Origin of the sequence: Streptomyces sp. NBC_00510 (assembly GCA_036013505.1) — a bacterium.
Classification (GTDB): Bacteria; Actinomycetota; Actinomycetes; order Streptomycetales; family Streptomycetaceae; genus Actinacidiphila.
Window position 1 is genome coordinate 8,919,640 of the sequence record CP107851.1, and the last position, 21,216, is coordinate 8,940,855.

Here is a 21,216-nt window from a genome sequence, read left to right on the forward strand (position 1 = left end):
GAGCGGGGACAGGGCCTACAGGCCGGTCGGGCGCACGGGGTGCCGGCTCAGGTCGGTGCCGTAGAGGGCGGTCATCTCGTGGTCCAGCACCGGTGCGATGGCCTCGGCGTAGGACTCGGTGAGGTGGCTGTCGTCGCGGTAGACGAAGGTGTCGGCCACCACCACGGGACAGTCGCCGCCGGTGCCGCACAGCCAGGGGGCCGGGTCGACCACCGAGACGCCGGTGGCCGCCGCCGCTTCGGTGATCTCCCGCTTCTTGTCGGGATCCTTGACCGCCTGCCCGATCTCGGACGCGCACCGCTCCAGCTCCTGCGGATGGGTCCCCGCGCAGTCGACCGCGTCCCCCTTCGGCCAGGGGGTGTCCTCGATGGCCAGCACCTGGGCGCCGCTCTTCGCCAGTTCCCGGTAGGTCCGCTCGAAACCGTCGGTCCACTGCCGGCGCGGGTCGGCGGACGGCCGGGCCAGGTCGGCCGAGTCCGAGGAGGAGGCGATCACCAGCGCGGGCTTCAGGGACCTGATCCGGGCCAGTGCCTTCGTGCGCCACCGGTCGCAGGACGTGTACGGCTCGCCCTGGTAGACCGTGGTGACCGTGGCGACCTTGCACGACGCCTTGGTCAGCGAGACCAGTCTCCAGTGGCGCTCGCGGGCCAGCCGGTCGAGCGCGGGGAACCACTGGGCCGCGTGCGAGTCCCCGAAGAGGACGACCGTCTTCGTCGCGGACCGGTCGCCGTAGACGCACGACGGAGTCGCCACGCTCTGGTAACCGATGTGGCAGCCGTCCCGGTAGACCGCGGACAAGGTCCCCTTGATCTTGGTGATTCCGGGCGTGAGATTGACCGGCAGACTGCGTTCGGGCGCCTCCAGCAGCTCGGTCAGACGTGTCTGCGGGTCGGCCACCCCGGTGAGCGTGCCCCGCAACTCCGGGGCCGCCGCGCCCGAACCGATCGGCGGCGGGAAGGCCGTCGCGACCAGCGCCGCCGCCGTGGCGCACGCCGTCAGCCCCGCGCCCAGCCCCAGTGCCCGCGCGTGACGCCCGCGGAAGACGTGGTGGAACCGCACCGGGTTCTCGACCAGACGCAGCGTCCCCCAGGCCAGCAGCAGGGAGATCGCCGCACACACCAGGCCGAAGCCGACGGTCGCCGGCCGCTCCCACGCCATCGGCAGGATCACCAGCATCGGCCAGTGCCACAGGTACCAGCCGTACGACAGGCCGCCGACCCATGTGACCGGCCGCAGCGACAACAGCGCGCCGGCCCCGTACCGCGCGGGGGAACAGCCGCCCGCCAGCACCAGCACGGTGCCGAGCACGGGCGCGAGCGCATAGGGCCCGGGGAAGGGCGTGGCGTCGTCGAACCAGACCGCGGCCACCGGCAGCGACACCAGCCCGGCCCAGCTCAGCGGCCCGGCCACCCGGGCCGGCAACCGCTCCAGCCGGCCCGCGAAGAGCGCGAGCAGCGCGCCGGCCCCGAGTTCCCAGAAGCGGGTGTGCGAGCCGAAGTACGCCCAGGACACCGAGGTGCCCGTCACCCACACGTTCAGGGCGAAGGAGAGCGCGCACAGCACCGCGAGCGGCGCCGCCAGCAGTCCGGTCCGGCGCCGGGCGAGTTTCCAGCTCGCCCAGAGCAGTAGCGGCCAGACCAGGTAGAACTGCTCCTCGACCGCCAGTGACCAGAAGTGCTGGAACGGCGACGGCGGGCTGTCCGCGTTGAGGTAGTTGGTGCCGGAGTTCGCCAGCCGGAGGTTCACCACGTAGAAGGTGCTGCCGAGCGCATCCCCGACGTACTCCGCGAAGCGGACCTTCGACAGGTACAGCCAGGCGCCGCCCAGCGTGACGACCCCGACGAGGGTCGACGCGGGGAGCAACCGCAGCGCCCGGCGGGCGTAGAACTTCCGCACCGACACGCGGTCGTTCCGGGTCAGCTCACGCAACAGCAACGAGGTGATGAGGAAGCCCGAGATCACGAAGAAGACGTCGACCCCGATGTAGCCGCCCGCCAGCCGCCGGACTCCGGCGTGCGAGAGCACCACCAGCGAGACCGCGAGGGCGCGCAGCCCCTGGATGTCCAGGCGCAGCGGTGCTCCGGCGGCCGGGCGGACCGCTGCTCCCGGGTTCGCCGCCGGTGGTGGGGGTGCCTGCGTCGCAGTTGCCGCGGGCCACGACGCACGTGACACGGAGTCTCCTCTGGTCCTGACGGATGGGCGCCGAACCATGCGACGCCGCTGACCAGACGCGCGATGACCGGGCAGGGTTGCGTCCGATCGGCCGGGTTCGGCCGTTCTTCGCCGGCTGCCCGCCCGTCCTTGCCCTTCCGTTCACCGCGAGGTCGCGTACCGGCGGATCCGCGCTCGCAGCGCCGGCGCGCGAGGCGCGCGGGCCTACGGCCGGTGGCTCGACGTGCCCTCCTGTGCGGACGCCGGCGCCTTGAAGAAGAAGGTCGTCGGCCGCAGCACTCCCGCCGGGTTCGCGGCGTGGGCGGGGACGGTGCCGTACGGGGTCCAGCCGGCGCTGCGGTAGAGCTGTTCTGCGGGGCTGTCGGTCTCGGTGTCGAGCAGCAGGAGGGCCGCGCCCGCGGCCGCCGCGGCGCGTTCGGCGACGGTGAGGAGGGCGCGGCCGAGGCCGTGGCCGCGGGCGCGGCGGTGGACGATGAGCTTGAGGACCTCGGCGCGGTGGCGGCCGTTGGGCTTGCCCTCGTGGGCGAGGCTGACGGTACCGGTGACGCCCGCGGTGTCGCGGGCGGCCCAGACGGTGAGACCGCCGTCCGCGACGGCGTGGGCGCGGTTGCGCCACCAGGCGGCCGCCTCGGCGTGGGTGAAGGGGGTCACGAAGCCGAGGGACGCGCCGCCCTCGACGGCGTCCACGAGGAGGGCGGCGAGGTCGTCGGCGGAGTCCAGCAGGGCTTCGGCGGAGAGCGGGGCGATGGCGTGCACGGGGGCGGGGGTGCGGGTGTCCTTCATGGCAGTACGACCACGACGGCGTAGCGGGCGGGGTCCGGGCCGGGGCAGCGGAAGCGGGAGGTGCCCCACAGGCGGTAGCGGAGGCAGTCGCCGGGGGCGAGGTGGTGTGAGCGGTCCTGGACGGTGACCTCGAGGGCGCCCTCGCGCAGCCATACGTGGTGTTCGAGCCCTGCCACGGGTGGGCCTTCGTAGGCGATGTCCGCGCCGGGGCGCAGCACCCCCTCGATGATCTCGGCGCGCAGTCCGGGGTGCGGGGGTGAGACGGAGCGGCGCTCGAAGCCGGACGGGGTGTCGGTCCAGACGCGCTGGTCGGCGGCGCGTACGAGCTGCGCGGGCTCGCCGCCGCTCTCGACCTCGGCGAGCAGCCGGGACATGGTGCGTCCGTACGCGGTGCACAGGCGCCCGAGGAGGGCGGCCGTGGGGCTGATCTCGGCGCGTTCGAGGCGGGAGAGCGTCGAGCGGCTGATGCCGGTGCGCGTCGCGAGGTCGTCGAGGGACCAGCCGCGCTCGTCGCGCAGCTCGGCGAGACGCGCGGCGAGGCGGGTTTCGACGGACGTGGGGGCGGGTTCTCTCACATCCGGGACGGTATCCCAGATCCGAGACAGGGCCAAGGGGGTGGATGGGCCCCGCGCCTTTGACGCACCCCGACCGGTCGCCTATCTTGTAGTAGACCGATCGTCTACTTCGTCTCCATCACCTCCCTCGGAGCAGGAACACCATGAGCGTTCAGGGCCAGAGCAAGACGTTTCTGATCACCGGTGTCAGCGGCGGCCTCGGCCGCGCCTTCGCCCAGGAAGCGCTCACCGTCGGTCACCGGGTCGTCGGCACGGTCCGCGCACCGGAGCGGATCGCCGAGTTCGAGGCCCTGGCCCCGGGTCGTGCCATCGCCAGACTGCTGGACGTGACGGACGAACAGGCCGTCGTCCCCCTCGTCGACGAGGTGGAACGGAACATCGGCCCCGTCGACGTGCTGATCAGCAACGCCGGCTACGGCCTCGAGGGCACCGTCGAGGAGTCGACGATGGCGGACCTCCGCCGGCAGTTCGAGGTCAACGTCTTCGGCAGCGTCGCCGTCATCAAGGCGGTCCTGCCCCACATGCGCCGGCGCCGCGGCGGGCACATCGTGACGCTCTCGTCCATGGCCGGCCTCACCGCCCTCCCCGGAGTCGCGTTCTACGGCGCGAGCAAGTTCGCCATGGAGGGCATCGCCGCGTCCCTGGCCCAGGAGGTCGCCGGCTTCGGCATCCACGTCACCTCCCTCGCGCTCGGCTCGTTCCGCACCGACTGGGCGGGCCGCTCGATGACCCGCGTTCCGCGCAGCATCCCCGACTACGACACGCTGTTCGACCCCATCAGGTCCGCCCGGCAGGCCAAGAGCGGCAACCAGGCCGGTGATCCGGCCCGTGCCGCCCGGGCGCTGCTGCGGGTCCTGGATGCCGACAACCCCCCGGTCCACCTCGTCCTCGGCACGGACGCTCTGCGTCTGGTCGAAGAGGGGCAGCGGCTGCTCCGCGAGGACCTCGCCGCCTGGGCCGACCTCACGGCATCCACCGATTTCCCCGCCGACCGGTGAACAAGGCGAGCCCGACGTCTCCCTGGCCCCTCCGCCAGGGTTCCTGCGACCGAGTTTGGACCCTCCCGTGAACGAATCCCGCCCCCGTACGGCCGTCGACTTTTGGCTTGACCCCGTGTGTCCCTGGACCTGGCTGACCTCGCGCTGGATGCTCGAGGTCGAGAGGATCCGGCCGGTCGACGTCACTTGGCGCGTGATGAGCCTGGCCGTGCTCAACGAGGACCGTCTCGACCAACTGCCGGAGCGCATACGCGAACTGATGGGCCTGGCATGGGCGCCGGTCCGGGTCCTGACCGCGGCCTCGCAGGCCTACGGACCCGAGGTGACGGGGCCCTTGTACACCGCCATGGGCACCCGCTTCCACCTGCACCAGCAGCCCCGGACCAAGCCGACGATCGCGGCCGCGCTGCGCGACGTCGGCTTGCCCGAGAGCCTCGCGGACGCCGGCGACACCGACACCTTCGACGCCTTGGTGCGCGCCTCCCACCAGGAAGCCGTCGACCTGGTCGGCGAGGACGTCGGCAGCCCCGTCGTCGCCCTGCCCGGTCAGGACGCCGGCAGGGCCGCGTTCTTCGGCCCGGTGGTCAGCCCCGCCCCGAAGGGCGAGGAGGCAGGGCGCCTCTGGGACGCCGCGATCGTCCTCGCCTCCATGCCGGACTTCTACGAGATGAAGCGCACCCGCACCGCCGGTCCCGTCTTCGACTGAGGCGCGGCGACTGCGGGCGACAGCGGCGACGGCGGTGGCGGTGGCGGCCAGGGGCCCGCCGCTGCCCCCCGGGCACGTGGGTCCCCCGGGCCCGGTTTCCCCGAGGCCGTCGCGGGCCGTTCGCCTACGCGGTGTAGCGTCGCCGGCGGGGTCGAGGCCGGATGTATCGCCGAGGCCTGCACGTTGTTCCACGGGGACCACCGACCCGCAGTCATGGAAGAGGTACGCACCGCATGACCACCGAACCGTTGCGCATCGGCGTGCTCGGCGCCGCCCGCATCGCCGGGACCGCCATCGCCGCCCCCGCCCGCACGACCGGTCACCGGCTGGTCGCCATGGCCGCCCGCGACCGCTCCCGGGCGGCGGACTTCGCCGCCGAGCACGGCGTCGAGCGCGTGCTGGACTCGTACGCCGACGTCATCGCCGACCCCGAGGTCGAGGCCGTCTACAACCCGCTCGCCAACGGTCTCCACGGCCCCTGGAACCTGGCCGCCATCGCGGCGGGCAAGCACGTCCTCAGCGAGAAGCCCTCCGCGAGCAACCTCGAGGAGGCCGTCGAGGTGCGCGACGCGGCCGCCAAGGCGGGCGTGGTCGTCATGGAGGCGTTCCACTACCTCTACCACCCGGTCACCCGGCGCCTGCACGAGCTGCTGGAGTCCGGTGAGCTCGGCGAGCTGCGGCACGTGGAGGCCGTGGTCAACATCCCCGCGCCCGCGGACGAGGACCCCCGCTGGTCGCTGCCGCTGGCCGGCGGCGCCGTGATGGACCTGGGCTGCTACTCCCTGCACGCGGCGGGGTCCCTGGCCCCGTGGGCCGGCGGCGCCCCGCGCCTGGTGGCCGCGCGCGGCGGGGAGCGCGCCAAGGCGCCGGGTGTCGACGAATGGCTGGACGCCGACCTGGAGTACCCCGGCGGCGCCACCGCCTCGGCCCGCTGCCACATGGACGCCGAGGCGCTGGAGATGAGCTGGCGCATCGTCGGCAGCCGCGGCGAGGCCACCGCGCCGTGCTTCGTGCTGCCGCACCAGGACGACCGGGTCGTGGTCCGTACGCCGGACGGCGAGCGGGTCGAGGAGCTGGGCAGGCGCCTGTCGTACACCTACCAGCTGGAGGCGTTCGCGGCGACCCTGCGCGACGGCGCCCCGCTGCCCACGGACGCCGACGACGCCGTGGAGTCGATGCGCATGATCGACGCCTGCTACCGCGCCGCGGGCTTCGAGCCGCGCCCGCGTTCCGCCGCCGTCACGCCACCAGCGGCCGGGTCGTCGGCGTGATCGGTGCCAGCAGGCACGTGCTGCCGGTGAGCCACCGGTCGACCGCCGCCGCGGCCGACCGGCCCTCGGCGATCGCCCAGACGATCAGCGACTGACCGCGGCCCGCGTCGCCCGCGACGAAGACCTTCTCCACCCCGGTGGCGAAGCAGGCGTCGCGGACGACGTGGCCGCGCCGGTCGAGTTCCAGGCCGAGCTGGTTCACCAGCCCGCAGTCGCGTTCGGCCCCCGAGAACCCCAGCGCCAGCAGCACCAGCTGGGCGGGGATGACGCGCTCGGTGCCGTGCTGCGGGCGGCGGTGCCGCGGCTCCACCCCGACCAGGTGCAGCGACCGTACGTGCCCTTCGTCGTCGCCCTCGAAGCGGAAGGTCGAGGCGGAGAACACCCGGATGTCGCCCTCCGGGCCGGGCAGCGGCACACCGCCGTGCTCCGCCGGGTCCCAGACGCCGCGCCGGGCCAGTTCACGCGCCTCCTCGTGGGCGGGGGAGACCCGGTAGACGTGCGGGTACACCGGCCACGGCTCCTGCTCGGGGCGGTACTCGCCCGGCAGGGGGTTGATGTCGAGCTGCACGACGGAGGCCGCGTGCTGCCGGAGCACGGTGCCCAGGCAGTCGGCGCCGGTGTCGCCGCCGCCGACGATGACGACGTCCTTGCCCTCGGCGCTGACCGGTGACTCGGTCAGGTCGCCCTCCTGCACGCGGTTCGCCAGCGGCAGGTACTCCATCGCCTGGTGGATGCCCGCCAGTTCCCGTCCGGGCACCGGCAGCTCGCGCCATGCCGTTGCGCCCACCGCCAGGAGCACCGCGTCGTGCTCGGCGACGACCCGTTCCGCGTCGAGGTCGGCACCCACTTCGACCTCGGTGCGGAAGAGGGTGCCCTCGGCGCGCATCTGCGCCAGGCGCCGGTCCAGATGGTGCTTCTCCATCTTGAACTCCGGTATGCCGTAGCGCAGGAGGCCGCCGAGCCGGTCCGCCCGTTCGTAGACCGTCACCGTGTGGCCGACCCGGGTGAGCTGCTGGGCAGCGGCGAGTCCGGCGGGCCCCGAGCCGACCACCGCGACGGTGAGGCCGGAGTGCCGCTCGGGGGGACGGGGGAGGGCGAGGCCGTCCTCCCACGCGCGATCGGCGATGGCGACCTCGACGTTCTTGATCGTGACGGGGTCGGCGTTGATGGTCAGGACGCAGGCGCTCTCGCAGGGCGCCGGGCACAGCCGACCGGTGAACTCGGGGAAGTTGTTGGTGGCGTGCAGCCGTTCCGCGGCGGCGGCCCAGTCCTCGCGGTACACCAGGTCGTTCCAGTCGGGGATCATGTTCCCCAGCGGGCAGGCGTCGTGGCAGAACGGGATGCCGCAGTCCATGCAGCGGCCGGCCTGCGCGGAGATGATCGGCAGCAGGCCCTGGCCGGTGTAGACCTCCTGCCAGTCCTCGACGCGCTCGCAGACGGGGCGCCGCGCGGGGGTGCGGCGAGGGGTGGTGAGAAAGCCCTTGGGATCGGCCATGGCCGCCTCCGGCGCCGCCGTCACGATCATGGGGAGGCACGGTGACCGCGTCCCCCGGCACATGGCACCGTCAGGCCACCATACGTCGGGTTTGTCGGTATTTCGATGGCGCGGCCACCGTGATCTTCCGCCGTGGGATCAGGCCGCGGCCTCCAGCTCCGCCGAACGCGGGTTGATCAGTACGACGTCGCAGGTCGCGTACCGCATCAGGGCCTGTCCGGCGCCGGCGTCCAGCAGCGCGGACAGCCCGCCGTGGGCGGGCGCCCCGACGACGATGGCGCGGGCCCCGGTGCGCTCCGCGTGCTCCGCGACCATACGGCCCACCTCCCCGTGGCCGGTGGCGTTCCGCAGCACGTGACCGACGGCCGGGATGCCGAGGGCGGCGAGCCGGTCCAGGTGCTTGCGGACGGCGATCCGGGCGGACTCCAGGTCCTCCGCGTCGGCGGCCGCGTCACCCGCGACCGCGGCCTCCTCGACGTGGACGACGTGCACCGTACGGCCGTTGATCGTCGCGAGGCGGCCGGCGGCCGCGGTGACCCGCTCGGCGTGCGGGGAACCGTCCACGGCGGCGACGATGGCGCCGCGGCCGGCGTCGTCGTGCGCGGCGGCCTCGTGCTCGACCGGCACCAGCGAGGGGGCGGCATCGGCCCCGGGGATGGGCTCCGGGGCGGCGTCGACCTGTTCGGCCTGGACCTTCTCGGCCTCCGTGAGCAGCCCGTGGGCCGTGGAGAGGATCACGATGCCCAGCACGAGCGCCCCGGCGCCGATGTAGAACGGCACGTGGATCCCGAAGGCCTCGACCAGCTTGCCCGCGGCGAACGGCGCCAGACCGCCGCCGATGAAGCGGACGAAGCCGTACGCGGCGGAGGCGACGGCGCGGTCGACGGGCGCGACGGTCATGACGGCCTGGGTGGTGACCGTGTTGTTCACGCCGATGAAGACGCCGGCGACGATCACGCAGACGATCAGCACGGTCCGGTCGTCGGTCCAGATCGCGATGGCCAGCACGGTGAGGGCGAACAGCGCGAGGTTGGCGTACAGCGTCCGCGCGATGCCCAGCCGGGCCTGCAGCCGCGGCGCCCCGAAGACGGCGAAGACCGCGACGAGGGCGCCCCAGCCGGTGAAGACCAGGCCGAGCTGGACCGCGCCGAGCCCCATCGGGAAGGGCGCGTAGCCGAGCACGGTGAAGAAGGCCCAGTTGTAGCAGAGGGCCGTGAGCGACATCGTCAGCAGGCCGCGGTGGCGCAGCGCGCGCAGCGGCTCGCTCAGCCCGGTCTTGCGGGCCGGCAACGGGATCGGCTCCACGAGGACGACGGTGGCGACCAGCGCGATGGCCATCAGGACGGCGACTCCGTAGAACGGGCCGCGCCAGCTCACGTTGCCCAGCAGGCCGCCGAGCAGCGGGCCCACCGCGATGCCGACGCCCAGTGCCGTCTCGTAGAGGATGATCGCGCCCACGAAGCCGCCGCTCGCGGAGGCCACGATCACCGCCAGGGAGGTGGCGATGAACAACGCGTTGCCGATGCCCCAGCCCGCCCGGTAGCCGACGATGCCGCCGATGCTCCCCGAGGTGCCGGCCAGTGCGGCGAACACCACGATCAGGGCGAGGCCCGCGATCAGCGTCCGCTTGGCGCCGATCCGGCTGGAGACCCAGTTGGTGATGAGCATGGCGACCGCGGTCACCACCAGGTAGCTGGTGAACAGCAGCGTCACCTGGCTCGGAGTGGCGTCCAGTTGCTGCGATATCGCGGGCAGGATGGGGTCGACCAGGCCGATCCCCATGAACGAGACCACACAGGCGAAGGCGACCGCGAACACGGCCTTCGGCTGTTTGAACGGATTCACGGAACGGGACGATTGCGCATGCGCGGTCATGAAGGTGCTCCGACGTAGAAACCGATGCCTGATCAACTGCTCCGCTGGGCGAGGCTCGACGAGGCCGGGGGCGGCCCCAGCCGGGTCAGTGCCTCCACGGCCGGCAGCGCGGCCACCAGGGCCGCCCGCTCGGACGGGCTCAGCTGTTCCAGCAACTCCCCGAGCCGCTCGGCGCGCACGGCGCGACGCCGGGCGATGGCCTCCCGGCCGGCGTCGGTGATGTGGACGAGCACCACGCGCCCGTCCGCGGGGTCCGCCGCGCGACCGGCCAGTCCCGCCTCCGCCAGTCGTGACACGACCTGGGTCATCGCCGGCTGCGTGACGCCCTCCAGGGTCGCCAGCTCGGTCAGCCGGAGCGGGCCGGACTGCTCCAGCGTGGACAGCGTCGCCACGGTGGTCAGCGACAGCTCGCTCGGCTGGCTGAGCCTGCGCAGCATGCGGTACAGCCGCTCCAGGGCCCGCGCCACGTCGACGGCGTGGCGGTGGTCCAGGTCGTCGTCGGGAAGATGCATAAGGAATTTATATCACTGCCTTATGTATCTGGGGAGGGGGCGGAGGGGGCGGACACGGAAGAGGGCCGGGCACGCCTGTGACGGCGTGCCCGGCCCTCATGCCCCCGCCCGGGGCGGAGCGGGGAGCTCAGAGCCCGTAACGTTCCCGGGCCTCCTGCACGGTCTCCCGCTTGACCTCGCCGCGCCTGGCGAGCGCGGCCAGCGCGGCGACGACCACCGACTGCGGGTCCACACCGAAGTGGCGGCGCGCCGCATCGCGCGTGTCCGACAGGCCGAAGCCGTCGGTGCCGATCGAGTGCCACTCCTGCGGCACCCACTGGCTGATCTGGTCCGGCACCCCGCGCATCCAGTCGCTCACCGCCAGCACCGGGCCCGGCGCGCCCTCCAGGACACGGGCCACATGGGGGAGCGGGGCGTCCTCGCCGCGCAGCCGGGCCGCGTCGTACGCCAGACCACCGCGCCGCAGCTCGCTCCAGGAGGTCGCCGACCACACGTCCGCCGCCACGCCCCACTCCGCGGCCAGCAGCTGCTGCGCCTCCAGGGCCCAGTGGATCGCCGTGCCGGAGGCCATCAGCTGCAGCCGCGGCGCGTCGGCGGACAGCCCGGCGGTGTCGGCGGTGCGGAATCGGTACAGGCCCTTGACGATGCCTTCCTCGACGCCCGGCTCCGTGGGCATGGCCGGCTGGATCTTGGGCTCGTTGTAGACCGTCAGGTAGTAGAAGACGTCCTCCGCGTCCGGGCCGAACATGCGGCGCAGGCCTTCGCGGACGATGACGCCGACCTCGTAGGCGAAGGCCGGGTCGTACGAGACCGCCGCCGGGTTGGTGGACGCGATCAGGTGCGAGTGGCCGTCGGCGTGCTGCAGGCCCTCACCCGTCATCGTCGTGCGGCCCGCGGTCGCCCCGACCAGGAAGCCGCGGCCGAGCTGGTCGGCGAGGGCCCACATCTGGTCGGCGGTCCGCTGCCAGCCGAACATCGAGTAGAAGATGTACAGCGGGATCATCGGCTCGCCGTGCGTGGCGTACGAGGTCGCCGCGGCGGTGAAGGAGGCCATCGAACCGGCCTCGGTGATGCCCTCGTTGAGGATCTGCCCGTTCTCCGCCTCCCGGTAGTACAGGAGCATGTCGCGGTCGACCGGGTCGTAGGTCTGGCCGAGCGGCGAGTAGATGCCCGCGCTCGGGAAGAGCGACTCCATGCCGAAGGTGCGCGCCTCGTCGGGGACGATCGGCACCCAGCGGCGTCCGCTCTCCTTCTCCCGCATGAGGTCCTTCATCAGCCGGACCAGGGCCATCGTGGTCGCGATCTCCTGGCTGCCGGAGCCCTTGGCCAGGGCCTCGAAGGGCTTCGCGGACGGCTCGGGGAGCGCCACCGGGTGCACCCGGCGGGCCGGGGCGGGGCCGCCGAGCTCGGCGCGGCGCTCCTGCAGGTAGCGCACCTCGGGGGAGTCGGCGCCCGGGTGGGCGTACGGCACCAGGTCCCCGGCGAGCGTGCTGTCCGCGATGGGCAGTTCGAGCAGGTCGCGCATGGCGCGGAACTCGGGGAGGGTGAGCTTCTTCATCTGGTGGTTGGCGTTGCGCGACTCGAAACCGCGACCCAGCGTCCAGCCCTTGACGGTCTGCGCGAGGATCACGGTCGGCGCGCCCTTGTGCGTGGTGGCCGCGCGGTAGGCGGCGTACACCTTGCGCGGCTCGTGGCCGCCGCGGGAGGTGTGGAAGCACTCGGCGATCTTGGCGTCCGTCAGCAGCTTCGCCATCTCGGCCAGGGCCGGGTCGGCGCCGAAGAAGTGCTCGCGGATGTACGCGGCGTCGCGGGTGGCGTAGGTCTGGAACTGCCCGTCCGGTACCTCGCGCAGCCGCCGCACGAGCGCGCCCGTGGTGTCGAGGGCGAACAGCTCGTCCCAGGCGGAGCCCCACAGCGACTTGACGACGTTCCAGCCGGCGGCACGGAACTTCGCCTCCAGCTCCTGGACGATCTTGAAGTTGGCGCGGACCGGCCCGTCGAGGCGCTGCAGGTTGCAGTTGATCACGAAGGTGAGGTTGTCCAGCCCCTCACGGCCGGCGAGGCCGAGGGCGGCGGTCGACTCGGGTTCGTCCATCTCGCCGTCGCCGAGGAAGGCCCACACGTGCGAGCCGGAGGTGTCCTTGATGCCGCGGTGGGTCAGGTAGCGGTTGAAGCGCGCCTGCTGGATCGCGGCGAGCGGGCCGAGGCCCATCGACACGGTCGGGAACTCCCACAGCCAGGGCAGCCGCCGCGGGTGCGGGTAGGACGGCAGGCCGTCGCCGCCGGCCTCCTGGCGGAAGTTGTCCAGCTGCCGCTCGGTCAGCCGGCCGTCGAGGAAAGCGCGGGCGTAGATGCCGGGGGAGGCGTGGCCCTGGACGTACAGCTGGTCGCCGGAGCCGTCGCCCTCCTTGCCGCGGAAGAAGTGGTTGAAGCCGGTCTCGTACAGCCAGGCCGCGGAGGCGAAGGTGGCGATGTGGCCGCCCAGGCCCAGGCGGCTGCCGCGGGTCACCATGGCGGCGGCGTTCCAGCGGTTCCATCCGGCGATGCGCCGCTCCATCTCCAGGTCACCGGGGAGCTCGGGCTCCGCGGCGGTCGGGATGGTGTTGATGTGCTCGGTCTCCAGCAGCGACGGCACCGCGAGACCGGACGCCTGCGCGTGGTCGAAGGTACGGCGCATCAGGTACGCCGCGCGATCAGGGCCGGCGGCGTGGGTGACCGCGTCGAGTGAGGCGGCCCATTCGCCGGTCTCTTCCGGGTCCGGGTCCGGCAGGTGATCGAGCGCGCTCAGCGTGGCGTCGGTCATGGTGAACGCCTCCCAGTTGGTTCCGTGCGGGCAGGGGTGTCCCCGTGTCTCACAGAGTAAGACTGATCGATGATCGATCAAATACCTTGTGATGAGGGTCACAAAGGGGGAGCTCCGATGGTCCGGGCGGGGGTGTTCCGGGCCGGCGTCAGCCGCCCTGCGGGGCACAGCCCAGCACATGCTCCTTGACCAGCTCGCCGACCCGCGGATCGTCCCTGCGGAAGGCCTCCACCACCGCCTGGTGCTCCTCGGCGTACAGCCGCTGCCGGGTGCCCAGCCAGCGGATCGACAGCGCCGTCCACACCTCGATGCCCAGCGACTCCCAGGTGTGCAGCAGCACGCTGTTGCCGGAGGCGCGCACCAGCTCGCGGTGGAACGCCACGGTGTGCCGCACCTGAGCCCCGGCGTCGCCCTCCTCGTCCGCCTCGTGCAGCAGCGCGACCTCGGCCTCCAGCGCCGACAGGTCGTGCCGCAGGCGCGGCGCCGCCAGCTCCGCGGCGATCTGCTCCAGGCCCGCCCGCACCGGGTAGATCTCCTCCAGGTCCCCGGCGGTCAGCCGGCGCACCCGCACCCCCTTGTTCGGGGCGGACTCGATGAGCCGCATGACCTCCAGCTCCCGCAGCGCCTCCCGCACGGGCGTCTGGCTGACCTCCAGCTCGGTGGCGATGCCCCGCTCGACGATCCGCTCCCCGGGCTTCCACCGCCCGCTGACGATGCCGTCCACGATGAACTCGCGGATCTGCTCGCGCAGAGAGCGGACGACGGGCGGCGCCATGGGGACTCCTCCGGAAAAGGGCAGCTGACTAGACGATACGGCGACGGCGCCCTCCGGCGGTCCCGTACGGCGGCACCGGGTGCCGCCGCGCCCTCAGGCGAGGGCGACTTCCACGCCGCCCTCGGCCAGCACCTCCAGGACTGCGCCGAAGCGGCTGTCCGGCTCCCCGCGGGAGTCCAGCGTCACGCCCAGCGCCCGCCGGGCGACCGCGGAATCCCGCCACACCAGGGTGCACGGGGTGGTGACCCCGAAGCCGCCGCGGAGGCAGTCGGCCAGGGCGTCCGCATTGCAGCCGAGGTAGCCGCCCGGACCGTTCATCGCCTCACCCAGCGCGAGGTAGAGGCCGGGCTCGTCGGTGACGTACCGGCCGTCCAGGTCGTACACGAGCCCGGCGGGCCGCGCCGGACGCGGGCCCGTGCAGCCGCGGTCCCGGACGAGGCCCAGCCACAACGACCGCTCACGGGTGGCATACCCGGACCAGGTACCGGACTCCGCCGGGGGCCCGGCGAGCCACCGGTCCCACAGCGCCCAGGCACGAGCCGGGAAGGGCTCCCGCACGCCGTCGGTGAGATCGACGTCGACGAGCCCGAGGCCGAGTGCCGACGGCCGCCACCCGGCGATCCCGGCGGTCACGTACCGGTCCAGGACGGCCTCGCCCCTGCCGCCGAGGACCTCCAGCCTGGCCTCGTCCAGGCGCAGGGAGCGGCGGGTGCCGGTTTCGAGGGCGGCCCGCAGCTCCGCGCCGGGCGCGCAGCCGAGCAGCCGCAGCGGCGTCCGGGACGGCTCACCGTCCGGCGGGACGACGTCCGAGGCGTCCCGGCAGACGCCGAGGACCCGGTGTCCGTCGTGGATCAGCAGCCCCGCCGCGAGGCAGGGTTCGCCGGGCGGTTCGGGCCACCCGTCGACGGCGTCCAGGAACACGTCCCACGCGGCGGGCGCGCCGGGGCGATGGCGGTGACCCGTGATCCGCGCGTCCTCCAGCCGCCACGGCGCGTGCGGGTGGTCGAACGGATCCGGCGCGGCGTGCCGCCCGCAGTCCCGCGGGCTCAGCCAGAGGTCACCGAGGAATCCGGTGCCCGGCCCGTCCAGGACGTCGAGCGCCGGTACGGGTCCACGAGCAGCCCCGACACCCGCGCGCACACGCCCCACAGCAGGTCGTCCGCGGACCGGACCAGGGCGAAGCCCGGACGGTCCGCGCGCTCGACGTCCCGCGGCCAGTGCCGCCGCATGTTCCTTCTGCCCCCGGAGGATCTACCGGCCGAGATCGTAGGCGACCGTCACCGGCGCGTGGTCGGACCAGCGCTCGGGGTGGGTGTCCGCGCGCTCGACCCGGGTCTGCGCCGCCCGGGCCGCCAGGCCGCGGGTCGCGACGTGGAGGTCGATGCGCCAGCCGCTGTCGTTGTCGAAGGCGCGGCCGCGGTAGGACCACCACGTGTACGGGCCCTCGCCCTCCGGGGTGAGGTGGCGCACGACGTCGGTGTACCCGGCCTCGTCGTAGACGCGGGAGAGCCACGCCCGCTCCTCGGGGAGGAAGCCGGCGTTCTTCTGGTTGGCCCGCCAGTTCCTCAGGTCGCGCTCGGTGTGCGCGATGTTCCAGTCACCGCAGATCAGCACCTCGCGGCCGGCGGCGGCGGCCTTCTCCCGCAGCTTGACCATGTGCTCCAGGAACGCCGCCATGAAGCGCTCCTTCTCCTCCTGCCGCTCCGTGCCGACCTCGCCCGAGGGGAGGTAGAGGCTGGCGACCGTCACGCCGGGCAGGTCGACCTCCGCGTAGCGGCCGGAGCCGTCGAACTCCTCCGAGCCGAACCCGATCCGGCTCGCGGACGGTTCCTGCCGCGAGTAGAGGGACACCCCGGCCCGGCCCTTCGCGGCCGCCGGGGCGTGGAGCACGTGCCAGCCCTCGGGGGCACGGACCTCCTCGGGCAGCTGCGCGGCCTCGGCGCGGACCTCCTGCAGGCACACCACGTCGGCCGTGGTCGCCTCCAGCCAGGGGAGGAAGCCCTTCTTGGCCGCGGCGCGCAGCCCGTTCACGTTCACGGTGGTCACGGTGAGCATGACGGGGACGATACCGGCCCGCCGGAGGGTGCCCGTACCGGGGCGTAGGCCGCACACCCGTACGATGTGCGAGTGGAGATCCGGAAGACGCGCTACGACCACCCCGACGCCGTGGTGCTGACCGAGCAGGTGCAGCAGGAGTACGTCGTGCGGTACGGCGGCCCCGACGAGACGGCGATGGACCCCGACCACTTCGACGGCCCGCAGGGCGAGTTCATGGTCGGCTACCTCGACGGCGCCCCCGTGGCGACCGGGGGCTGGCGCGGTCAGGACGCCTCCCCGGAGGGCTTCGAGGACGGCGACGCCGAGGTCAAGCGCATGTACGTGGTGCCGCAGGCCCGGGGCCGGGGCTTCGCACGCCGGATGCTCGCCGCGCTGGAGACCGGCGCCGCCGCGGCGGGCCGCACCCGGATGGTGCTGGAGACGGGGCGGATGCAGCCGGAGGCGATCGCCCTCTACGCTTCCTGCGGCTACACGCCGGTGACCAAGTTCGGCCACTACAAGGACAGTCCGCTCAGCGTGTGCCTGGGCAAAACGCTCCGGGCACCGGCCGAGGAGGCCGTTCCCGCGTAGCCTTGGTCCATGATCGAGGACAGCGCGTCCGCCCGGCTCGCGGCGGGCAAGTACCTACTGGTGACCACCTACCGGCGGGACGGCCGTAGCGTTGCCACCCCGGTCTGGGTGGTCGGCGACGGTGAGGCGGTCGGCGCCTGGACCGCGGCGGACTCCGGCAAGGTCAAGCGGATCCGCAACCGCGCCGACGTGCTGGTCGGCCCCTGCGACGTACGCGGCAACCCCACCGGGGAGCAGGTGCCCGCGCGCGCCGAGATCCTCGGACCGCAGGAGACCGAGCGCTACCGTTCCCTGGTCGCCCGCAAGTACGGTCTGCTCGGCAGGCTGACTCTGTTCGGCAGTCGGCTGCGCCGCGGCCGCGAGGGCACGGTGGGCGTGCGGATCACCCTCACGTGAGCGGTGGTGTGCCGCGGCAGGGCGCCTGCACGGTGAGCGTCTGCCGCGACTGCTGCTGCGGTACGGAGAAGGTCCCCGGCGTCGACCACGACGTGCAACTCGACCTGCTCCGGCGGGAACTCGCCGGCGTCTGCCGGGTACGCGTCACCGAGTGCCTCGACGTGTGCGAACAGGCCAACGTCGTCGTCGTGCAGCCCTCGCCGGAGGGGCGCGCGGCCGGCGGCCGGCCGGTCTGGCTCGGCCTGGTCAACGATCCCGGTGCCCTCGACGACATCGTCGCGTGGGTGCGCGCCGGGGGACCGGGCCGCGCCGTACCGCCCGACGTCCTGGACCTCTACGCCATCGAACCGCCGGGCGGCCGCGCCGTGGGCGCCGTGGACGCGGCGGGCTGAGCGGGCCGAAAACGCCGCCGCGAGACCCGGGACACGGCAGGGGCCGTACGGGCTTCGTTGCCCGTACGGCCCGTGAACCGGCCGTGCCGGAGGGTCAGTCGATGCTCCGCAGGATGTGCGGTTCGTTCAGATCGTCCTCGTAGCCGGCCAGTCGGATCGGTGCCGACCTGGCCCAGACGTCCAGGTTCCGCACCTCCCGCTGTTGCGCGGGTTGATCGTCAGGCTCCTTGGGGAGCTGGTTCCGCTTTGACTTCTCGGGTGTCACCGCGCACTCCTTCGTGTCGGGTGAGCCGGACGCCGGCCCGGCCGCTGCCGGACGCCGACCGCCCGGTCGGGCTGATGGCTGAGCGGACGCGGTGGCGCCGGTTGCGGAACCGGGCGGGGACCGCGGTGGGCGGTTCCTCCCGGGGCGGAGGCAGGGGGTGTCGGTGCTCCCCCGAGGGCCTTTCCGTCGGGAGAAGCCTATGCCCGGACGCGGGGTGCCACCATCCCAATTCGGCGCGCCGCGGCGACGGCCACTCTTCCCGCGGACGCCGAGCGGTCGTCACCCGGTGTTCAACCGCTGCGCCGGACCGCCCCGGGACGGGCGCAGGAGAGGGTCGCCCACACCGCGCGACCGGTGCCGTGCGCCGGCGGGCGTACGCCCCAGCCTTCGGCCAAATGGGCGACGAGGGCGAGCCCGCGACCGTTCTCGTCGCCGTCGGCGGCCGCGCGCGCCTGGGGACCCGCGGTCCCGCGCCCTTCGTCGACGACCTCGATGTGCAGCTTGCCGCCCGCCGTCCAGAGCAGGCACGCGACGTGGTCGCTGCCGCTGTGCACGACCGCGTTGGTGAAGAGTTCGCTCACCACGAGGCCGGCGTCGTCGCCCAGCTCCTCCAGGCCCCATCCGCTCAGCGCGGAACGCACCTGGCGCCGCGCGACGCCGACCGACGAGGCCTGCGCCGGCAGTCGGAGCCGGAAGGTGTCCCGGGCGCTGATGGCAAAGAGCACACACGCAACTATGGCCACTGCTTGCACAGAAGGCAAGGGTCATTCTGCAAATTGCACAATCGCCAGTATCAGGGTGTGGGTTCCATTCCTGACATGGCACACTGCTGCCATGCGTGAGTTGCGACGTGGGTGAGGCGAAGGCGAGCGGGGCGCCGACCGTCCTCCGCGTGATCCTCGGCAAACGCCTCCACGACCTGCGGGAGAAGGCGGGTTGCTCGTACGAACAGGCCGCGCGCGAGCTGGACGTCACCCATGCCACCGTGCGCCGGATGGAGAAGGCCGAGGTCGGCCTGCGCATCCCGTACGTGGAGAAGCTGCTGGCGCTGTACGGCGTCGACGCCGTCGAGGCGGCGACCTTCATCGACCTCGCCCGGCAGGGCAACCGCCCCGGCTGGTGGCACCGTTACCGTGACGTCCTGCCGTCCTGGTTCAGCGCCTTCGTCAGCCTCGAGGGCGAGGCGGCCATCATCCGCGCCTACGAGCCGCACTACGTCCCCGGCCTGCTGCAGACCGAGGACTACGCCCGCGCCGTGCTGAGGGCCGGCCGCCCGGGCGCCTCCACGGAGGAACTCGAGCGCCTGGTCGCGCTCCGCCGGGAACGGCAGGCGCTGATCGCCCGGCCCGAGGCCCCACTGCTGTGGGTGGTGATGGACGAGACCGTGCTGCGCCGCCCCATCGGCAGTCCCGGCGTCATGCGCGCCCAGCTGGACCGGCTGGCCGAGGCATGCGAGTTGCCGCAGGTGAGACTGCAGATCATGCCATTCGACGCCGGGCCGCACCCGGCGATGTACGGGCCTTTCCACATCTTCCGGTTCCAGATCCGCGAACTGCCGGACGTCGTGTTCACCGAGAGCCTGGTGGGCGCCGCCTACCTGGACGACGTGGACGACGTCTCGGCGTTCCTCGAGGCCCTCGACCGGATGTGCGCGCAAGCCGCGCCGGCACACAGCACCGCAGCCATCCTCGATGGCATCCGCAAGGAGATCTGACACACATGGACGACCGCATATACAACGGCATGCGCGCCGTCGACCTCGGTACCGAGGGCTGGCACAAGCCGTGGAGCGGCGGCAACGGGGGAAGTTGCGTGGAGGCCATGAAACTGGCCGACGGCAGGGTCGCGCTGCGGCAGTCCACCGACCCCGACGGGCCGGCCCTCATCTACACCGACCACGAGATCAGGATGTTCATCCAGGGCGCCAAGGACGGGAAGGCCGACTTCCTGCTGTCCTGAGCCCCCGCATTGACATCTTCGAGTGAACCCGGCCCGCGCGGGCAACCGCGACGACCAACGGGCTGTCTCCAGCGGTAATCCGCCGGACGGAAGGGACAAGGGGAGCAGCATGACCGGACAACTCGGACCGCTGTACGAACCGGGAGTGGCCTACGTGCGCATCGCCGCTGCCGACGCGGCGACCGCCCACAGGGTCGCCGACGTCATCGCCTCCCGGTATCCGGGGACCCGCCCGCCGCGGGTCACCACGCATGCGGACGGGTTGGTGGAGTTCGACCTGTACACGTACACCCTGGAGGAGGTCAGCCCCTCCGGGCCCTACGACGCCCAGGGCCCGGAGAGCTGCTGACCGGACCCCGGGCGCCGCGCTTGCAGGCCGGATCAGCCCTGACCCGGGTGGAGGACGACCTTGGTGTAGCCCTCGATGCGCTTGTCGAACTTCTCGTAGGCCGACGGGGCGTCCGTCAGGGGCAGCTCGTGGGAGACCACGAAGCTCGGGCGGGCGCGGCCCTCGATGATCATGTCGCGCAGCTGCCGGTTGTAGCGCTTGACGTTGCACTGCCCGGTGCCCAGCCGCAGGCCCTTCTCGAAGAGCCGGCCGATGGCGACCAGCAGCCGGCCGCTCTTGGCCTGCTCGTCCGGGCCGCCCGGGTCGGACGGCACGTACAGGCCGGGGATGCCCAGCGCACCGGTGGGGCGCACGGTGTCGATCAGAGAGTTCAGCACCGCCGCGGGCTCCTCGCGGCCCGCGCCGCCGGCCTGGGCCTGGTAGCCGACCGCGTCGACGCCCTTGTCGGTGCCCTCGCCCTTCGTGTGCTCCTTGATCTGGTCCACCGGACTGCCCTTGGTGAAGTCGATCGGGACCGCGCCGATCTCCTCGGCCTTCTGCAGCCGCTCCGGCACGCGGTCCACGACGAACACCTTGGCCGCCCCGCGCAGCATCGCCGAGTACGCGGCCATCAGCCCGACCGGGCCGCCGCCGTACACCGAGACGCTCTCGCCGGGGGAGACCTGGGCGAGCTCACAGCCGTGGTACCCGGTCGGGAAGATGTCGGCGAGGAGCACGAAGTCCGACTCGTTGGCGGTGCCCTCCGGCAGTTTCAGACAGTTGAAGTCCGCGTACGGTACGCGCACGTATTCCGCCTGACCGCCCGGCCAGGGGCCCATGGCCACATAGCCGTAAGCGCCTCCGGCGAACCCCGGATTGACCGTCAGGCAGTAGCCGGTGAAACCCGCCGAGCAGTTCTTGCAGAATCCGCAGGCGACGTTGAAGGGCATGACCACGCGGTCGCCCTGCTTGAGGGTGGTGACACCCTCGCCGGCCTGGTCGATGATCCCCAGGTTCTCGTGGCCGAACACGATGCCGGGCTCCGCGGCGGTCCGGCCCTCGTACATGTGCAGGTCGGAGCCGCAGATCGCGGTCGACGTCACCCTGACGATCACGTCGTTGGGGTGCTGCAGGCGTGGATTGTCGACTTCCTCGACGGCTACTTCGAACGGTCCTTTGTAGACGACGGCCTTCACGTGGACACCTCCGATTGGTGTCTGATTCGCGGCTTACGTGACCTATTTCTCATGCTCCCCCCTTGGGCAGTGCGAGACAAGCCAGCT

22 protein-coding genes are annotated in these 21,216 nt (G+C 72.7%); 9 read left to right on the forward strand and 13 right to left on the reverse strand.

Annotation, left to right across the window (positions count from 1 at the left end):
- Positions 1 to 15: 15 nt before the first annotated feature.
- The 3 genes from OG937_40665 to OG937_40675 all read right to left on the reverse strand — a co-directional run bounded on the left by OG937_40665 (position 16) and on the right by OG937_40675 (position 3,530).
- A complete protein-coding gene (locus OG937_40665; protein ID WUD77577.1) occupies positions 16 to 2,172 on the reverse strand; it encodes an acyltransferase in 2,157 nt (718 codons plus the stop codon).
- 204 nt (positions 2,173 to 2,376) lie between these two features.
- Positions 2,377 to 2,955 carry a GNAT family N-acetyltransferase gene (locus tag OG937_40670; GenBank protein ID WUD77578.1) on the reverse strand — a complete coding sequence of 193 codons (579 nt, stop codon included), beginning with the start codon at positions 2,953 to 2,955 and terminating at the stop codon, positions 2,377 to 2,379.
- A complete protein-coding gene (locus OG937_40675) occupies positions 2,952 to 3,530 on the reverse strand; it encodes an XRE family transcriptional regulator (protein ID WUD77579.1) in 579 nt (192 codons plus the stop codon). The genes OG937_40670 and OG937_40675 overlap by 4 nt, the downstream gene beginning before the upstream one ends.
- Before the next feature lie 143 nt (positions 3,531 to 3,673).
- Between OG937_40675 and OG937_40680 the strand changes: the two genes are divergently transcribed.
- The 3 genes from OG937_40680 (at position 3,674) to OG937_40690 (ending at position 6,505) form a co-directional block, all read left to right on the forward strand.
- On the forward strand, positions 3,674 to 4,528 hold the full coding sequence (locus OG937_40680) for an oxidoreductase (GenBank protein ID WUD77580.1): 855 nt from the start codon (positions 3,674 to 3,676) through the stop codon (positions 4,526 to 4,528).
- 67 nt (positions 4,529 to 4,595) lie between these two features.
- Positions 4,596 to 5,234, forward strand: coding sequence for a DsbA family protein (locus tag OG937_40685; GenBank protein WUD77581.1), 639 nt, complete (start codon positions 4,596 to 4,598; stop codon positions 5,232 to 5,234).
- 233 nt (positions 5,235 to 5,467) lie between these two features.
- Positions 5,468 to 6,505, forward strand: coding sequence for a Gfo/Idh/MocA family oxidoreductase (locus OG937_40690; GenBank protein WUD77582.1), 1,038 nt, complete (start codon positions 5,468 to 5,470; stop codon positions 6,503 to 6,505).
- On the opposite strand, the gene OG937_40695 is transcribed toward OG937_40690, so the two are convergent.
- From OG937_40695 to OG937_40725, 7 genes are all read right to left on the reverse strand, one after another.
- Positions 6,474 to 8,000, reverse strand: a complete 1,527-nt coding sequence (locus OG937_40695; GenBank protein ID WUD79034.1) for a glutamate synthase subunit beta — start codon at positions 7,998 to 8,000, stop codon at positions 6,474 to 6,476. The two genes, OG937_40690 and OG937_40695, sit on opposite strands and share 32 nt — an antisense overlap.
- 138 nt (positions 8,001 to 8,138) lie before the next feature.
- Positions 8,139 to 9,875, reverse strand: coding sequence for an MFS transporter (locus OG937_40700; GenBank protein WUD77583.1), 1,737 nt, complete (start codon positions 9,873 to 9,875; stop codon positions 8,139 to 8,141).
- A gap of 32 nt (positions 9,876 to 9,907) precedes the next feature.
- Positions 9,908 to 10,387, reverse strand: coding sequence for a MarR family transcriptional regulator (locus tag OG937_40705; GenBank protein WUD77584.1), 480 nt, complete (start codon positions 10,385 to 10,387; stop codon positions 9,908 to 9,910).
- Between the two features lie 127 nt (positions 10,388 to 10,514).
- Positions 10,515 to 13,190 carry a pyruvate dehydrogenase (acetyl-transferring), homodimeric type gene (aceE, locus tag OG937_40710; protein ID WUD77585.1) on the reverse strand — a complete coding sequence of 892 codons (2,676 nt, stop codon included), beginning with the start codon at positions 13,188 to 13,190 and terminating at the stop codon, positions 10,515 to 10,517.
- 148 nt (positions 13,191 to 13,338) lie between these two features.
- Positions 13,339 to 13,965 (reverse strand): GntR family transcriptional regulator, encoded by a 627-nt coding sequence (locus OG937_40715; protein ID WUD77586.1) that lies wholly within the window; start codon positions 13,963 to 13,965, stop codon positions 13,339 to 13,341.
- A 93-nt stretch (positions 13,966 to 14,058) separates the two neighbouring features.
- A complete protein-coding gene (locus OG937_40720; protein WUD77587.1) occupies positions 14,059 to 15,105 on the reverse strand; it encodes a barstar family protein in 1,047 nt (348 codons plus the stop codon).
- A gap of 111 nt (positions 15,106 to 15,216) precedes the next feature.
- Positions 15,217 to 16,020: an exodeoxyribonuclease III gene (locus OG937_40725; GenBank protein ID WUD77588.1), complete on the reverse strand. Its 804-nt coding sequence runs from the start codon at positions 16,018 to 16,020 to the stop codon at positions 15,217 to 15,219.
- Positions 16,021 to 16,092: 72 nt separating this feature from the next.
- On the opposite strand from OG937_40725, the gene OG937_40730 reads away from it, so the two are divergent.
- From OG937_40730 to OG937_40740, 3 genes are read left to right on the forward strand one after another with little or no spacing between them, the layout of a single operon-like run.
- Positions 16,093 to 16,593, forward strand: coding sequence for a GNAT family N-acetyltransferase (locus OG937_40730; GenBank protein WUD77589.1), 501 nt, complete (start codon positions 16,093 to 16,095; stop codon positions 16,591 to 16,593).
- Positions 16,594 to 16,602: 9 nt separating this feature from the next.
- A complete protein-coding gene (locus tag OG937_40735) occupies positions 16,603 to 16,989 on the forward strand; it encodes a PPOX class F420-dependent oxidoreductase (protein ID WUD77590.1) in 387 nt (128 codons plus the stop codon).
- Positions 16,986 to 17,381, forward strand: a complete 396-nt coding sequence (locus OG937_40740; GenBank protein WUD77591.1) for a (2Fe-2S) ferredoxin domain-containing protein — start codon at positions 16,986 to 16,988, stop codon at positions 17,379 to 17,381. Before OG937_40735 ends, OG937_40740 begins: the two co-directional genes overlap by 4 nt.
- 94 nt (positions 17,382 to 17,475) lie before the next feature.
- On the opposite strand, the gene OG937_40745 is transcribed toward OG937_40740, so the two are convergent.
- Both OG937_40745 and OG937_40750 read right to left on the reverse strand, forming a co-directional pair.
- Complete coding sequence (locus tag OG937_40745; GenBank protein WUD77592.1) at positions 17,476 to 17,646, reverse strand: hypothetical protein; 171 nt, start codon at positions 17,644 to 17,646, stop codon at positions 17,476 to 17,478.
- 290 nt (positions 17,647 to 17,936) lie between these two features.
- Positions 17,937 to 18,371: an ATP-binding protein gene (locus tag OG937_40750; GenBank protein ID WUD77593.1), complete on the reverse strand. Its 435-nt coding sequence runs from the start codon at positions 18,369 to 18,371 to the stop codon at positions 17,937 to 17,939.
- 125 nt (positions 18,372 to 18,496) lie between these two features.
- Here OG937_40750 and OG937_40755 point away from each other — a divergent pair, with 125 nt between their 5' ends.
- The 3 genes from OG937_40755 to OG937_40765 all read left to right on the forward strand — a co-directional run bounded on the left by OG937_40755 (position 18,497) and on the right by OG937_40765 (position 19,954).
- The gene (locus OG937_40755) at positions 18,497 to 19,360 is read left to right on the forward strand and encodes a helix-turn-helix transcriptional regulator (protein WUD79035.1); all 864 of its coding nucleotides are present in this window, start codon (positions 18,497 to 18,499) and stop codon (positions 19,358 to 19,360) included.
- A gap of 5 nt (positions 19,361 to 19,365) precedes the next feature.
- A complete protein-coding gene (locus OG937_40760; GenBank protein WUD77594.1) occupies positions 19,366 to 19,605 on the forward strand; it encodes a DUF397 domain-containing protein in 240 nt (79 codons plus the stop codon).
- 109 nt (positions 19,606 to 19,714) lie between these two features.
- Positions 19,715 to 19,954 (forward strand): hypothetical protein, encoded by a 240-nt coding sequence (locus OG937_40765; protein WUD77595.1) that lies wholly within the window; start codon positions 19,715 to 19,717, stop codon positions 19,952 to 19,954.
- A gap of 32 nt (positions 19,955 to 19,986) precedes the next feature.
- On the opposite strand, the gene OG937_40770 is transcribed toward OG937_40765, so the two are convergent.
- A complete protein-coding gene (locus OG937_40770; GenBank protein ID WUD77596.1) occupies positions 19,987 to 21,129 on the reverse strand; it encodes a glutathione-independent formaldehyde dehydrogenase in 1,143 nt (380 codons plus the stop codon).
- Between the last annotated feature and the right edge of the window lie 87 nt (positions 21,130 to 21,216).

Excerpts from the sequence above, each read along its gene's own strand:
- OG937_40700 (WUD77583.1), bottom strand. The coding sequence starts at position 9,875 with ATGACCGCGCATGCGCAATCGTCCCGTTCCGTGAATCCGTTCAAACAG.
- OG937_40765 (WUD77595.1), top strand. The coding sequence starts at position 19,715 with ATGACCGGACAACTCGGACCGCTGTACGAACCGGGAGTGGCCTACGTG.
- OG937_40760 (WUD77594.1), top strand. The coding sequence starts at position 19,366 with ATGGACGACCGCATATACAACGGCATGCGCGCCGTCGACCTCGGTACC.
- OG937_40715 (WUD77586.1), bottom strand. The coding sequence starts at position 13,965 with ATGGCGCCGCCCGTCGTCCGCTCTCTGCGCGAGCAGATCCGCGAGTTC.
- OG937_40670 (WUD77578.1), bottom strand. The coding sequence starts at position 2,955 with ATGAAGGACACCCGCACCCCCGCCCCCGTGCACGCCATCGCCCCGCTC.
- OG937_40735 (WUD77590.1), top strand. The coding sequence starts at position 16,603 with ATGATCGAGGACAGCGCGTCCGCCCGGCTCGCGGCGGGCAAGTACCTA.
- OG937_40695 (WUD79034.1), bottom strand. The coding sequence starts at position 8,000 with ATGGCCGATCCCAAGGGCTTTCTCACCACCCCTCGCCGCACCCCCGCG.
- OG937_40680 (WUD77580.1), top strand. The coding sequence starts at position 3,674 with ATGAGCGTTCAGGGCCAGAGCAAGACGTTTCTGATCACCGGTGTCAGC.
- OG937_40725 (WUD77588.1), bottom strand. The coding sequence starts at position 16,020 with ATGCTCACCGTGACCACCGTGAACGTGAACGGGCTGCGCGCCGCGGCC.
- OG937_40705 (WUD77584.1), bottom strand. The coding sequence starts at position 10,387 with ATGCATCTTCCCGACGACGACCTGGACCACCGCCACGCCGTCGACGTG.
- OG937_40690 (WUD77582.1), top strand. The coding sequence starts at position 5,468 with ATGACCACCGAACCGTTGCGCATCGGCGTGCTCGGCGCCGCCCGCATC.
- aceE (WUD77585.1), bottom strand. The coding sequence starts at position 13,190 with ATGACCGACGCCACGCTGAGCGCGCTCGATCACCTGCCGGACCCGGAC.